Source organism: Bradyrhizobium sp. AZCC 2176 (assembly GCF_036924645.1).
Lineage (GTDB): Bacteria > Pseudomonadota > Alphaproteobacteria > Rhizobiales > Xanthobacteraceae > Bradyrhizobium.
Window position 1 is genome coordinate 3,095,581 of sequence record NZ_JAZHRX010000001.1, and the last position, 13,802, is coordinate 3,109,382.

Genomic DNA, 13,802 nt, shown 5'->3' on the forward strand with positions numbered 1-13,802 from the left:
ATACTTCGAGCCTCATGCCACTCCGCTTGATCTTCATGGGCACGCCCGATTTCGCGGTGCCGACGCTGCTGGAACTCGTGGCGCACGGCCATGAGATTGTGGCCGTCTACACCCGTGCGCCAAAACCGGCCGGGCGCGGCATGAAGCTGCAGCCGACCCCGGTCGAGCAGGAGGCGGGGCGGCTGGACATTCCCGTGCTGACGCCAAGCACATTGAAGACCCCCGAAGCGCTCGAGGAGTTTCGCGCCCACCATGCCGATGCTGCCGTCGTCGTTGCCTACGGCATGATCCTGCCGCAGGCCATTCTGGACGCGCCGCCGCTCGGCTGCTTCAACCTGCACGCCTCGCTGCTGCCGCGCTGGCGTGGTGCCGCCCCGATCAACCGCGCCATCATGGCCGGCGACGCCGAGAGCGGCGTAATGGTGATGAAGATGGATGTCGGCCTCGATACCGGCGACGTCGCGATGGCCGAGCGGCTGGCGATCACGGACACCATGACGGCCGCGGATTTGCACGACGCGCTTGCACTGCTCGGCGCCGACCTGATGGTGCGCGCGATGGGTGGGCTGGAGCGCGGCGGGCTGCAGCTCAGCAAGCAAAGCGAAGACGGCGTCACCTACGCCGCCAAGATCGAAAAGACGGAGGCGCGGATCGACTGGAAGCGGCCGGCGCGGGAAGTGCTACGGCACATTCACGGCCTGTCGCCGTTTCCCGGCGCCTGGTGCGAGATCGCAACCGAGGGCGAGCCGGCGCGCATCAAGGTCCTGCGCTGCGAACCGGCAAAAGGCTCCGGCGTGCCGGGCGAGGTGCTCGACGACAGCCTGACGGTTGCCTGCGGCGACGGCGCGATCCGGATTCTGGAATTGCAGCGCGCCGGCAAGGCCCCGATGAAAGCCGCGGACTTTTTGCGCGGCACGCCGCTCAAGCCGCCGGCGCGGCTCGACTGATGCCCCGCTACAAACTCATCATCGAATATGACGGCACGCCGTTCTCCGGCTGGCAGATCCAGGACAACGCACCGACCGTGCAGGGCGCGATGGAAGCCGCAGTGAAGGCGATTTGCGGCGAGCCCGCGCGCGTGCATGGTTCGGGCCGCACCGATGCCGGCGTGCATGCGCTGGGGCAGGTGGCGCATTGCGATATCGCAAAGCCGTTCCCGCCGGGCCGCCTGCGTGACGGGCTGAACGCGCATTTGCGTCCGCACCCGATCGGCGTGCTGTCGGCGGAAATCGTCGCCGATGATTTCGAAGCGCGCTTCTCCGCCAAGAGACGCCACTACCGCTACCGCATCACCAACCATCGCGCCAACCTCGCGCTCGACATCGGCCGAAGCTGGCGGGTGCCGCGGCATCTCGACACCGACGCGATGCACATCGCCGCGCAACGGCTGCTGGGCAAGCACGATTTCACGACCTTTCGCGACACCGAATGTCAGGCGAAATCGCCGGAGAAGACCCTCGACCAACTCGACGTCATCAGGGAGGGCGATGCGGTGTCGATCCTCACTTCCGCGCGCTCGTTCCTGCACAGCCAGGTGCGCTCGATGGTCGGCTCCCTGGTGTGGGTCGGCGAAGGCCGCTGGACCGCCGACGACCTCGCCGCCGCGCTAGCCGCCCGCAACCGCGCCGCCTGCGGCCCGGTCGCGCCGCCGGACGGATTGTATCTGGTGCGGGTGGAGTATTAGGCGGCGGCTTCCCTTTACCTCGCCCCGCTTGCGGGGAGAGGTCGGATCGCTCTTGCGATCCGGGTGAGGGGGTACAGGTCCCTCGACGAATCCTGCCGGCCGAGAGAGCCCCTCACCCCGACCCTCTCCCCGCAAGAGCAGGGCGAGGGAGAAGAGCTACCCAAAATACCTATTCAACACCCCGCGATAAATCCGCGTCAGCTTCTCCAGATCGGACACCGGCGTGCGCTCGTCGATCTGGTGCATGGTCTGGCCGACCAGGCCGAATTCGATCACCGGGCAATAGCTCGAGATGAAGCGCGCGTCGGAGGTGCCGCCGCTTGTCGAAAGCTCCGGCTTGCGGCCGGTGACTTCCTCGATCGCGGCGACCGCGAGATCGGTGAAGGCGCCTGGTTTTGTGACGAACACGTTGGAGTTGGAATATTCCCACACGATGCGGGCGCGGATGCGGTTGCCGCACGCTTTCGCCAGCCGTTCCTCGACCAGCGCGCGCAGCGTCTCCTGCGTGTGGTTGTCGTTGAAGCGGATGTTGAACTTGGCGCGCGCCTGACCGGGGATCACATTGCTCGCCGTGTTGCCGACGTCGACGGAGGTGAATTCGAGGTTGGAAGCCTGGAATTGCGCGCTGCCGTGATCGAGCGGCTCGTCGGAGAGCGCCACGATCAGCCGCGAAATATCCGGCACCGGGTTGGCTGCACGGTGCGGATAGGCGACGTGGCCCTGCACGCCGTCGACATAGAGCGTGCCGGATTGCGAGCCGCGGCGGCCGATCTTGATGCAGTCGCCGAGGACCTCGACATTGCTGGGCTCACCGAGCACGCAATGATCGAATTTCTCGCCGCGCTCGGCGCACCACTTCAGAAGCTTGATGGTGCCGTTGACCGAAATGTCCTCTTCGTCGCCGGTGATCAAAAACGAAATCGAGCCACCGCCGTTTTTTTGCGGCTTGCCGCCATTGTCGGCGAGATATTGCAGCACGGCGGCGACGCTGCAGGCGATGCCGCCTTTCATGTCGACCGCGCCGCGGCCATAGAGGAAACCGTCCTTCACCTCGCCCGAGAACGCCCCGAGCGTCCAGGCCGCCTCGTCACCGGGCGGCACCACGTCGGTATGACCGGCAAAGGTGATGTGCGGCGCTTCAGTCCCAATGCGGGCGTAGAGGTTATCGATATCTGATGTGCCGGGTTCGCCGAAGGTGACGCGATGCACCTCGAAGCCGGCGTCCTTCAGCAACCGTTCGAGGACACCGAGCGCGCCGGCATCGGCAGGGGTAACAGACGGGCAGCGGACCAGGTCGCGGGTAATGGAAACGGCGTCATTCATAGCCCGGCTTAACACGCCAAACCGGCGGCGGGCCAGCCTTGTGCGGCACCATTTCGATCTCGCTCTGCTGGTCCCACGGCGGCCGCGTATCGAGTGGCGGTTTCGGCGCCAGCGGGTCAGGCCCGAACCGGTTGGTCTTTCGCGAGCCCTTCAGGCAATACATTTCGATGAAGCCCCACAGGCAGAGCACGGCCGCGACGATGGCGAGCGGCAGGTCGACGTAGGAATCGGGGAGCCGATCTGCAAACTGATTGTGGAGGCCGGGGACCGCGAAGAACGGCACCATCCACCAGCCGCTCTTATCGCGGTCATGCAGCCTCTTGAAGGCAGTCGCGAAATAGACCCACATCAGCAGCGACGTGCCGAACAGCTTGACCAAGAGCCGGGGTAGGTCGGCCAATGTCAGGGACCGATACGCGTCGGGATCCACCAGCCTGAAGAGGTCCCTGGCGCCGAAATGGAAGGATGCGGGACCGCCGAACAGGCTGTGGATCGCAACGATCACCAGCCCCACGGACATCATCAAGCCCAACACGACCAGCCCCGCGAGCCACAACTTGGCGCGGTTGATGCGGCCGTCAAAGCGGAACAGGTACCAGGTCCAGTCCATGCGCAACGCTCCGGACGGCGGCAAAGCCCGCGGTCCGGTACGTTAGTCGCGCGGGAAAGTCCCCGGTTCGATTAATCCCGCAGCAGCTCGTTGATGCTGGTCTTGGCGCGGGTGCGCTCGTCGACGCGCTTGACGATCACGGCGCAGGCGGTCGACGGGCCGGGCTGGCCGTTCTTCAAGGGCTTGCCGGGCAGCGCGCCGGGAACCACGACCGAATATTCCGGAACTTCGCCGATGAATGTCTCGCCGGTCTCGCGGTCGACGATCTTGGTGGAGGCGCCGAGGAACACGCCCATCGCCAGCACCGCGCCCTTGCGCACGATTACGCCTTCGGCGACTTCCGAGCGCGCACCGATGAAGCAGTCGTCCTCGACGATCACAGGCTCGGCCTGCAGTGGCTCCAGCACGCCGCCGATGCCGACGCCGCCGGAAATATGCACGCGCTTGCCGATCTGCGCGCAGCTTCCCACGGTGGACCAGGTGTCGATCATGGTTGCTTCATCGACATAGGCGCCGAGATTAACGAAGGACGGCATCAGCACGACGTTGCGGGCGATGAAGGCCGATCGGCGCACGATCGCGCCCGGCACGGCGCGAAAACCCGCATCACGAAAACGATTCTCGCCCCAGCCCTCGAACTTCGAGGGCACCTTGTCCCACCACGAGGCCTTGCCGGGGCCGCCGGGAATCGCGCTCATGTCGTTGAGGCGGAACGACAGCAGCACCGCCTTCTTCAGCCACTGATTGACCTTCCACTTGCCGCTGGCCTCGCGCTCGGCAACCCGCGCCTCGCCCTTGTCGAGCAGTTCGAGCGCGCTATCGACAGCCTCGCGAACCTCGCCCTTGGTCGACGTCGAAATGCCGTCGCGGGCATCGAAGGCGGAGTTGACGGCGGATTCGAGCGCGGACAGGGACATCGGGATTTCCTTAGGCTTTCGGGCGAAGTTGACGGGCTTTTTCGGGATTTGGGAGGTGAGAGTCAAGCTTCCGCTGTCGTCCCTGCGCACGCAGGGACCCATAACCACAGGTGTGGATTGTTGGACGGGATGCCTGCGGGCGTGCCCTTTTCGAGACGCCGCGGCGTATGGGTCCCGGCTTTTCGCAGGGACGACGAAGATGGTTATCCGCGGACGCTCAACTTCTGCAAAAATCCCGTCAGATCATCCGTCACGTGATCCACGTAAGCCGCATCGCGGCCTTCCAGCTCCCAGTCCTCGCGCACCACTTCCTGGGCGCCGTCGGGCACCACCAGCACCGTGGTCATGCCGAGTTGGTGCGGCACCACGAGGTTGCGGGCGAGATCCTCGAACATCGCCGACCTCAGGGGATCCACGCCGTGGACGCGCAGGAATTTGTCGTAGGTCTGCGGCGCCGGCTTCGGTTCCAGTTCGGCGGCGATGATGTCGAACACCGCCTCGAAATGTTCTGTTATGCCAAGCCGTGCCAGCACCGCGCCGGCATGGTCGGTCGAGCCGTTGGTCAGGATCAGCTTGCGGCCGGGAAGTTTTGCGATCGCCGCCCCCATCGCCGGGTTCGGCTCCAGCGGCGAATGATCGATCTTGTGTACGTAGGCCAGATAATCGTCGGCGTGCACGCCATGCTCGGTCATCATGCCGCGCATGCTGGTGCCGTAGCGGCGATAATAATCCTTCTGGATCACGCGGGCTTCTTCCGCGGAGATTTTCAAGTAAGCGCTGATGAACTCGCCGATCCGCGCGTCGACCTGCTGCCACAGATTGACGTGGTGCGGGTAGAGCGTGTTGTCAAGATCGAACACCCAGGTGTCGATGTGGCTGAAGGCGCGGGGAGAATTGGTTTTCATTTGCTGTCTCAACCCGTCGTCCCTGCGTTCGCGTTCGCAGGGACGACAATGGAACTATGACTCATCACGGCATCGCAAATCGCAGCGTCTTGCCGCCGCTTGACATATCGACCGGCGCAAAGCCGATCGGCGCAAGGCCGCGCGTGCCGCAATCGCCCTGCTCCGATACCTCGAACTTGCTCTCGCGCGTGCAGAGCTCTTTCGGGCCGCCCCAGTTCAACGGCCTGTCCCTATATTTTACGGCGCGGTTTTCGCTGTCGACGGCTTCGGCAAAGCTGTAGACCTGTTTGGGCTGGCCGGTCACGTCGGGATGCAGGCACTTGCCGGGATCGATGCGGTACCAGCCCCGGCTGGTCACCGACTTGCCGTCGTCGGTGGCGACCGCCGCCATGATCTTGTGCGGCGTGTCGTTGCACCATGTCAGTCCGGTCGAGGACGGCTTTTGCACGGCCTCGATCATGGTGGTGAAGAAATTTTGCGACTGCACGACATCAGCGGCGAGCCCGCGGCTCTTCAGGAACGCGCTCAATGCTCCTTGCGTCTTCGGCCCGTCGACGCCGTCGATTGGAGCGGCGTCATAGCCCGCGATCACCAGCAGCCGCTGGATGCCGGCCAGCCGCGCCTGCTCATCGTCATATTCGGAGTCCTCGGCGAGATAGGCGACGAGATTGCCGTCGTCGGTCCGCGTCGGCGTGATCTGGGTGAAGGGCGCAGGCGTCTGGTTGCCGCGGCATTGGCGGGCGGCGGCGATGACGAAATTCTCCGGCGCGATGCACAGCGTGTCGCTGCCGTTCTGCGGGATCGGCGAAGCGCCGTAGACGCCGAGCGCGCGCGCATTCAACAGGATGCGGTCGGCGGTCAGCGCGCCCTGCAGCACGACGCGGCAGGCGGCCGGATCGATCCGGAACCAACCCCGCGTCGCCGTCGCCGACTTGTCGTCGATGCCGATCGCGGCCTCGACCACATAGCTCATGCGGTTGCAGAGTTTGAGGTCGGCAAGCGCGGGCAGGGAGGAGACGAACAGCGAGATCGCCGCGGCCGGCAGGGACATCAGACAACGCGTTAGCGTCGAACGCGGCTGCCGCGATGCTCCCACCTCGTCAAGCCCGACCATGACGGCCTTTGTCCGCGTCGCCGCTTTATGCATCACTTGTGGATCAGCGTGCCGGTGCCCTGATTGGTGAACAATTCCAGCAGCACCGCGTGCCGCATCTTGCCGTCGATGATGACGACGCCCTGCACGCCCTGTTCCAGCGCGTAGATGCAGGTCTCGACCTTCGGGATCATGCCGCCGGAAATCGTGCCGTCGGCGATCAGTTTTCGCGCATCCTTCACCGACAGTTCCGGTATCAGCTTTTTCGACTTGTCGAGCACGCCGGGAACGTCGGTCAGCAGCAACAGCCGCTTCGCCTTCAGTGCGCCGGCCACGGCACCGGCAAAGGTGTCGGCGTTGATGTTGAGCGTCTGGCCGTCATGCGAGGTCGCGAGCGGTGCCAGCACCGGGATCAGCTCGTAGCCGATCAATTGATTCAACAGCGTCAGATCGACCTTGTCGGGGTCGCCGACGAAGCCGAGATCGACGGCCTTTTCGATGTTCGAATCCGGGTCGACCATGGTGCGCGACGTCTTCGACGCCTTCACCATGTTGCCGTCCTTGCCGGAGAGGCCGACGGCCTTGCCGCCGGCTTCGTTGATATAGCCGACCAGTTGCTTGTTGACGGAGCCCGCCAGCACCATCTCGACGATCTCGATGGTGGCGGCATCGGTGATACGAAGCCCTGCGGCGAATTCAGACTGGATGCCGAGCCGCTTGAGCATGGTCGCGATCTGCGGTCCGCCGCCATGCACGACTACCGGATTGATCGCGGTCTGTTCCAAAAGCACGATGTCGCGCGCAAAGGCTTTTGCGGTTTCCTCGGCGCCCATGGCATGGCCGCCATATTTGATGACGATGGTTTCCTCGTCATATTGCTGCATGTGCGGCAGCGCTTCCGACAGGATGCGGGCCTGATCGAGCGGGCTGATATTTTGCGCTGAGGTCATGAAGCGGGTCTCGCCATTCCGGATGTCGGGCCGGGTTCTATCCGATTGGAGGGCAGGGCGCAAAGTGGGGGATTTGCGGAGTTTGCAGCCCGGATGAAGCGAAGCGAAATCCGGGCCGTCCCGTCAATTGATGCGGCTTTCCCGGATTTCGCTTTGCTCCTTCCGGGCTACAGAATTTTACCGCCGCTTCGGCCAGGCCGCAGCTACCGCCAGCGCCAGCCAGCTCGCGATCAACAATGTCCCGCCGGTCGGCGCGGCAAAAGGAAACAGCCCATGTCCGGCATAGTGGCGCAGCGTCAGGTCGCCGGCGAACAGGGATGCCCCGATGACGAGGCCGAAGGCGGCCGCAATGCCAATGTGGCCACGGACAATCCCGCGCTCGGCCAATGCGATAGCGCCGAGCACAGCGCTGGCATGAAATAGCAGCATCGACGACGCCGACGCCAGCCGCGATGCGTCCGCGCCGTGGGCGGAGGCGGCCGCCAGCATGACGCCGTCGGCGCCCATGATGCCAGCGAGCACGATCAGGATGCGGCCCGTGCGGCTCATCAGGCGCGCTCGTGCAACAGGCGCACCATCGCGGCACGCAGTTCCGGCATCCCGGCGCCAGAGCGCGACGACGTCACCAGCACGTCCGGAAACGCCGCCGGGTGCTTGGCAAGCGCGGCCGTGGTTTGTTCGATGTTCTTCTCCAGTTCGGCCGTCTTCACCTGGTCCGCCTTGGTCAGCACCACCTGATAGCTCACGGCAGATTTATCCAGCGTCTTGAGCACGTCCTGGTCGACATCCTTGACGCCGTGGCGCGCGTCGATCAGGACGTAGACCCGTGCCAGCGTGGCGCGTCCCTGCAGGAATTGGTGGATTAGCTTGGTCCAGGACGCGACCTGGGTCTTCGGCGCTGAGGCGTAGCCGTAGCCGGGCATGTCGACCAGCCGAAGGCCTGCGCTGTCGGGGCCGTCGAAGAAGATCAGTTCCTGGGTGCGGCCCGGCGTATGCGAGGTGCGCGCCAGCGCGTTGCGGCCGGTGAGCGCATTGATCAGGCTCGATTTGCCGACATTGGAGCGTCCGGCAAACGCCACTTCCATGCCGGCCATCGGCGGCAGCGTTTCGATCGAGGGCGAGGCCCAGACGAACTTCCAGTCGCCGGCGAAGAGTTTTCGGCCCTCTTCGATCAGCTTCGCATCAGTCTCGGCGGTCATGCGAAGGTTCTTTCCAGGCCGTCATTGTAGGGCAACGCGGCGCTTGCTCATCCGTCATTCCGGGATGGTGCGTCAGCACCAGACCTTAGATGCGCAATTGCGCATCGGGGAATCTCGAGGTTTCGGATGACGGCATCACGTCTTCTCTACAGCCTTCTTCGAGACGAACGTCGCCCTGAGATTGTCGAACAGCTCCACTTTCACGCCGTTCTTGCGCATGATGTAGCTCTGCTGCACGACCGAGAGCAGGTTGTTCCAGGCCCAGTAGATCACCAGCCCCGCCGGGAAGCCCGCCAGCATGAAGGTGAAGATCAGCGGCATCCAGTCGAAGATCATCTTCTGGGTCGGATCCGGCGGCGTCGGGTTCAGCTTCATCTGGAACCACATCGTGATGCCCATGATGATCGGCCAGACGCCGAGCGCGAGGTAGGCGCCGAGCACCGGCACATGCGTCGGGTCGAACGGCAGCAGCCCGAACAGGTTGAAGATCGTGGTCGGGTCGGGCGCCGAGAGATCCTTGATCCAGCCGTAGAACGGCGCGTGGCGCATTTCGATGGTGACGAACAGCACCTTGTAGAGCGAGAAGAACACCGGAATCTGCAGGGCTACCGGAAGACAGCCGGCGATCGGATTGATCTTCTCCTTGCGGTAGATCTCCATCATCTCCTGTTGCTGCTTCTGACGGTCGTCCGGATAACGCTCCTTCAGCGCGGCGAGTTGCGGCTGTACCGACTTCATCTTCGCCATCGAGGCGTAGGACTTATTGGCGAGCGGGAAGAACAGCAGCTTCACCAGCACCGTCACCAGCAGAATCGAGACGCCGAAATTGCCGACTAGGTGATAGAAATAGTCGAGCGCCAAGAACATCGGCTTGGTGATGAAGTAGAACCAGCCCCAGTCGATCAACAGGTCGAAATGGTTCAGCCCGAGTTGCTTGTTGTAGCCGCCATGGCCGGCCAGCGGGAAGTTGATGCCGACGACGCTGGCTTCCTTGGCCCCCGCAAACAGCCGCGCATTGGCGCTGCCGGTGCCGCCAATCGCGATGGTCTGCGGATCCTGCAGATAGTCGGTCTGGTAGTGGTGCTTGGTGCCGACCTGATTAGAGGAGAATCGCGCCTGCAGCTTCGCGGTGGTATCCGGCAACAGTGCAGACGCCCAGTATTTGTCCGTGATGCCGAGCCAGCCATTGGTGACGTTGAAAGCGACCGATTTGGCTTCGTCGATTTTCTTGTAGCCGTATTCCTGCAGGCCCTGGTCGCCGAGATAGCCGATCAGGCCCTCATGCAGGATGTAGTAGCCCGAGACCTCAGGCGTGCCGTGGCGCGAGATCAGCGCGAACGGATAGAGGGTTACCGGCGCGGCGCCGACATTGGTGACGTCGTCCTTGATCGTGAAGAGATAGCGGTCGTCTACCGCAATGGTGCGGCGGAAGGTAAGGCCTTCGCCATTGTCATATTTCAGTGTCACCGGATTGCTCGGCGACAGTGCGCCGGAGCCCTCCTGCTGCCACATCGTGTTCTGGTCAGGGATGCGCGCGGTCGAGCCGGACGCCGGCACCCAGCCGAATTCCGCGTAATAGGGATGAGCGGTGCCCGAAGGCGAGAACAGCATGATCGCGGGCGAGGTGGGATCGACGGTATCGCGGAATTTCTCCAGCGACAGGTCGTCGATGCGCGCGCCCTTCAGCGAGATGCTGCCGGAAATCCGCGGCGTCTCGATCTTGATGCGGGGTGAGGCCGCGATCGCGGCGTCGCGGCTGACGACGGGCGCAGCCCCGCCCGGCTGGCCGGCTGGCGCGGTGGCGGATGGCGCCGAGCCTGGTTGCGGGGTGGTGGATCCCGGCGTCGCCTGCGGCGCCGGCTTGTTGATCTCGGCCTGGGTCTGGCTTTGCGCGCGCTGCCGCTCCATCTGCGGCATGTTGTAGAAATACTGCCAGGCGATCAGCACAAGGCCGGACAGAATGACGGCGAGGATGGTGTTGCGATTGTCGGTCATCGTTTTTGAGGTCTCGCCATTCAATTCGGAAATTTGGTCGGCTGCCGGTCGAGGCGATGCAGCGCCGAGCGGAGATCGTCGAGCATGGTTGCGAAGTCGCGGGTGAGCGCGGCCCGGCGGCCTACCAGGACATAATCATGGTGGGCTCGCATGGATATGACGTCCAGCCGCTTCACGAGTTCGCGAAGCCGGCGCCGGATGCGATTGCGCTCGGTGGCGGTACCGTTCTTTTTTGTAACGGTGAAACCGATCCGGATCGGGCCGCCATCGTCGCGGGCGCGGCCCTGCACCACGAAGGCAGCGCTGTTGGCCCGCGTGCCATTGGCAACGGCGAGAAAGTCCGCCCGCTGCCTCAGCCGATCCATGAATGAAATCTCCGGAAGATCCGGCTCAGGCGCTCAGACGCTTGCGGCCGCGCGCACGGCGGGCGGCGAGAACCTTGCGACCGCCGGCGGTGGCGAGACGGGCGCGGAAGCCGTGACGGCGCTTGCGCACCAGTTTGCTGGGTTGATAAGTCCGCTTCACGGGTAGTTCTCCGCTGACCGGGCAATTTGCCTGTTGGATTGAGGTGCGTCCGATGATGCGGGCCGGCCCGAAAAAGGGCCACTTACGGCCCAAACGAGCCGCCCCCGGTGGAACCGGGCCATCGCGGACAGTTGGCGCGGCTTATACGGGAGCGACCTGTTTTCGTCAATGTCAGGGGTTGCCGCATCGGCCGTTCTTTGAAACGTCGCAATTGGGGCGAATATATCTGTTTTCGCGGGGTTTTCAGGGGCAAGACGGCGGCGCGCCCGGACCACCGGAACGTCCGGACATTAGCGATCGGTAATTTGACCGCTGGGTGGCCCAAACGCATCTTTGGAATCACGGTACCACCAGCATGGCGGGCCGGGGTGGCTTGGGTCCGGCAGGCTCCAAACGCAGAGATATCAAGGCAGCTATTCGTGTCAGCGACCGACGACCAGCCGATCTCTCAAGCCCCACGGTGCACGGGCCCGCGTCGGCTCGGCCTGTCCGGCAAGCTTTTGCTGCTGACCATACCGCTCGTGATGATCGCGCTCTTGATGATCTACGTGCCTTCGATCGCGAATTTCTGGACCAACCGGCTGAACGACCGCCTCGCGGCGGCCAACACCGCCGCCCTGGTGCTGGATGCCGCGCCGCTCGGCATGGTGCCGGATTCGTTGGCCCGGCAGATCCTGACCAGCGTGGGTGCGCGGGCGGTGGCCATCAAGATGGGGCAGCAGCGCCGGCTGCTTGCCAGTGCCGACCTGCCGGCGGCGATCGACCGCGATATCGACCTGCGGACCCTGACGGTGTGGTCCGCGATCGTCGAATCCTTTGAGACCATGCTGGACACCGGCAACCAGACCATTCGCGTGGTCGGGCCCGCGCCCGGTGGCGCACAATTCATCGAGGTGGTGGTCGATGAGAAGCCGTTGCGGCAGGCGATGTACCGCTTTTCCAGCAATCTGCTGCTGGTCTCGCTCGGGATCGCGATGCTCGCCGCGGGGCTGGTCTATCTGGCGCTGCATTATCTGTTCGTCCGCCCGATGCGGCGGCTGACGGCCAATCTCGTCGGCTTCCACGAAAACCCGGAAAGTGCGGCGCGCATCATCGTGCCGAGCCATCGCGGCGACGAGATCGGGGTTGCCGAGCGCGAATTGTCCGACATGCAGCGCGACCTCGTCTCGATGCTGTCGCAGAAGAGCCGGCTCGCCGCGCTCGGTCTCGCGGTGTCGAAGATCAACCACGATCTGCGCAATCTTCTCGCGTCCTCGCAACTGCTGTCGGACCAGCTCGCCAGCGTGCCGGATCCGCGGGTGCAGCGCTTTGCGCCGAAACTGATGCGCTCGCTGGAGCGCGCCATCGATTTCTGCCAGTCGACCCTCTCTTACGGCCGCGCCCAGGAAGCCGAGCCCGACCGTCGCATGATCCAGCTCGAACCCGTGGTGACCGAGGTGCGCGAATCCGCCGGCCTCGCCGCCGACGCCTCGATCACCTGGATCAGTGCGATCGAGCGCGGGCTGTCGATCGACGCCGATCCCGACCAGTTGTTTCGCGTGCTGCTCAACCTCGTGCGCAACGCGGCGCAAGCGCTGGAAAGCGCCAAGGGGGATGCCGCGACCTTGCAGATCCGCATCACCGGCCGCCGCGAAGGCTCGGTCGCCATCATCGAGGTGTCCGACACCGGCCCGGGCGTGCCGGCAAAGGCGCGCGAGCATCTGTTCGAGGCGTTCCAGACCTCCGGCCGGCTCGGCGGCAGCGGGCTGGGCCTTGCGATCGCCGCCGAACTGGTGCGCGCTCATGGCGGCGCCATCCACCTGGTCGAAGGCACCATCGGCGCCACCTTCCGGATCTCGATCCCGGATCGGCCGGTGGAACTGCAAAGCGTCCGCAACGAGCGGGCGCGGGCGTAAGGCGCGGCCTTGACTGCGTTTTGCGGTGGTTTGCGGCCAGTTTACCATCGGAAATGGATGGGCTGATCCCGTCAGGCGGACCTTGCAAAGCGGGGCCGGAGCGGGTAGCTAAAGCGCTCTTTCGCGACCGTCCGGACCTTATTCGGACGCATCCGGGTCTCTTAAAGCCCAAATGCCAAGCGAAAACGCGCCCGTAGCTCAGCTGGATAGAGCACCAGACTACGAATCTGGGGGTCAGGAGTTCGAATCTCTTCGGGCGCGCCATTTCGATACAAAACTGGGCACTCCAAAATCTTTTGTTTTGCGCTTGAGGCAGCGATCAGCGCGCGCAGCAATGCGCTTCTCGACCCCGTGATGCGAACCTCTTTCGTGTCCACTCGACGCGCTGGGCGCAGCTTGCGCGAAGTGAATGCGCAGACGGATCGGCGCCGCAGCCGCCGGACGAAGGCGGGCCGCGGCGTCGGATTTGCCGTTCGCAACCACGATCATCATCAGGAAAGACAGCGCAAGGCCGGCGTGATTGTCGCTCCGAACTGAAATATCGAAAACAACCCCATGCAAAGTAGCGGGTGATCGCCTGCATGGCTGCTTTGAGCGATCCCGCGAAAACATTTTGACACGTCGAGCAAATCAGCGGCACTGCTCCACCCTCGCGCAATTTGTAAAGCGCCCATGGCCCCGCCCAACAACGGGCTCACGGCCTCAT

At 64.2% G+C, this 13,802-nt stretch carries 15 protein-coding genes and 1 tRNA gene; 4 read left to right on the forward strand and 12 right to left on the reverse strand.

Features of this window, described 5'->3' with window-relative positions:
* Window positions 1–14 precede the first annotated feature (14 nt).
* Together fmt and truA are read left to right on the forward strand one after the other, a co-directional pair.
* Complete coding sequence (gene fmt, locus V1288_RS14320; RefSeq protein ID WP_334357643.1) at window positions 15–947, forward strand: methionyl-tRNA formyltransferase; 933 nt, start codon at window positions 15–17, stop codon at window positions 945–947.
* Complete coding sequence (gene truA / locus V1288_RS14325) at window positions 947–1,684, forward strand: tRNA pseudouridine(38-40) synthase TruA (protein WP_334357644.1); 738 nt, start codon at window positions 947–949, stop codon at window positions 1,682–1,684. The genes fmt and truA overlap by 1 nt, the downstream gene beginning before the upstream one ends.
* Before the next feature lie 156 nt (window positions 1,685–1,840).
* On the opposite strand, the gene dapE is transcribed toward truA, so the two are convergent.
* The 11 genes from dapE to rpmH all read right to left on the reverse strand — a co-directional run bounded on the left by dapE (window position 1,841) and on the right by rpmH (window position 11,201).
* The gene (gene dapE, locus V1288_RS14330; protein WP_334357645.1) at window positions 1,841–3,007 is read right to left on the reverse strand and encodes a succinyl-diaminopimelate desuccinylase; all 1,167 of its coding nucleotides are present in this window, start codon (window positions 3,005–3,007) and stop codon (window positions 1,841–1,843) included.
* Window positions 3,000–3,617, reverse strand: coding sequence for a DUF805 domain-containing protein (locus V1288_RS14335; RefSeq protein WP_334357646.1), 618 nt, complete (start codon window positions 3,615–3,617; stop codon window positions 3,000–3,002). The genes dapE and V1288_RS14335 overlap by 8 nt, the downstream gene beginning before the upstream one ends.
* A 71-nt stretch (window positions 3,618–3,688) precedes the next feature.
* The gene (gene dapD / locus V1288_RS14340; RefSeq protein ID WP_334357647.1) at window positions 3,689–4,534 is read right to left on the reverse strand and encodes a 2,3,4,5-tetrahydropyridine-2,6-dicarboxylate N-succinyltransferase; all 846 of its coding nucleotides are present in this window, start codon (window positions 4,532–4,534) and stop codon (window positions 3,689–3,691) included.
* A gap of 203 nt (window positions 4,535–4,737) precedes the next feature.
* Complete coding sequence (locus tag V1288_RS14345) at window positions 4,738–5,439, reverse strand: pyrimidine 5'-nucleotidase (protein WP_334357648.1); 702 nt, start codon at window positions 5,437–5,439, stop codon at window positions 4,738–4,740.
* Window positions 5,440–5,503: 64 nt separating this feature from the next.
* Window positions 5,504–6,490 (reverse strand): DUF1036 domain-containing protein, encoded by a 987-nt coding sequence (locus V1288_RS14350; protein ID WP_334357649.1) that lies wholly within the window; start codon window positions 6,488–6,490, stop codon window positions 5,504–5,506.
* Window positions 6,491–6,585: 95 nt separating this feature from the next.
* Window positions 6,586–7,482, reverse strand: a complete 897-nt coding sequence (gene argB / locus V1288_RS14355; protein ID WP_334357650.1) for an acetylglutamate kinase — start codon at window positions 7,480–7,482, stop codon at window positions 6,586–6,588.
* Between the two features lie 177 nt (window positions 7,483–7,659).
* On the reverse strand, window positions 7,660–8,031 hold the full coding sequence (locus tag V1288_RS14360; RefSeq protein WP_334357651.1) for a DUF423 domain-containing protein: 372 nt from the start codon (window positions 8,029–8,031) through the stop codon (window positions 7,660–7,662).
* Window positions 8,031–8,681, reverse strand: coding sequence for a ribosome biogenesis GTP-binding protein YihA/YsxC (gene yihA, locus V1288_RS14365; RefSeq protein WP_334357652.1), 651 nt, complete (start codon window positions 8,679–8,681; stop codon window positions 8,031–8,033). Before yihA ends, V1288_RS14360 begins: the two co-directional genes overlap by 1 nt.
* Window positions 8,682–8,816: 135 nt before the next feature.
* Window positions 8,817–10,676: a membrane protein insertase YidC gene (gene yidC, locus V1288_RS14370; protein WP_334357653.1), complete on the reverse strand. Its 1,860-nt coding sequence runs from the start codon at window positions 10,674–10,676 to the stop codon at window positions 8,817–8,819.
* A 20-nt stretch (window positions 10,677–10,696) separates the two neighbouring features.
* Window positions 10,697–11,041, reverse strand: a complete 345-nt coding sequence (gene rnpA, locus V1288_RS14375; protein ID WP_334357654.1) for a ribonuclease P protein component — start codon at window positions 11,039–11,041, stop codon at window positions 10,697–10,699.
* Window positions 11,042–11,066: 25 nt separating this feature from the next.
* Complete coding sequence (gene rpmH, locus V1288_RS14380) at window positions 11,067–11,201, reverse strand: 50S ribosomal protein L34 (protein WP_008542748.1); 135 nt, start codon at window positions 11,199–11,201, stop codon at window positions 11,067–11,069.
* A 419-nt stretch (window positions 11,202–11,620) separates the two neighbouring features.
* Between rpmH and V1288_RS14385 the strand changes: the two genes are divergently transcribed.
* Together V1288_RS14385 and V1288_RS14390 are read left to right on the forward strand one after the other, a co-directional pair.
* Window positions 11,621–13,096, forward strand: a complete 1,476-nt coding sequence (locus V1288_RS14385; RefSeq protein WP_334357655.1) for a sensor histidine kinase — start codon at window positions 11,621–11,623, stop codon at window positions 13,094–13,096.
* 187 nt (window positions 13,097–13,283) lie between these two features.
* A tRNA-Arg gene (locus V1288_RS14390) sits at window positions 13,284–13,360 on the forward strand.
* Here V1288_RS14390 and V1288_RS14395 read toward each other — a convergent pair.
* The gene (locus V1288_RS14395) at window positions 13,331–13,708 is read right to left on the reverse strand and encodes a hypothetical protein (protein WP_334357656.1); all 378 of its coding nucleotides are present in this window, start codon (window positions 13,706–13,708) and stop codon (window positions 13,331–13,333) included. The genes V1288_RS14390 and V1288_RS14395 overlap by 30 nt on opposite strands.
* Window positions 13,709–13,802: the final 94 nt, after the last annotated feature.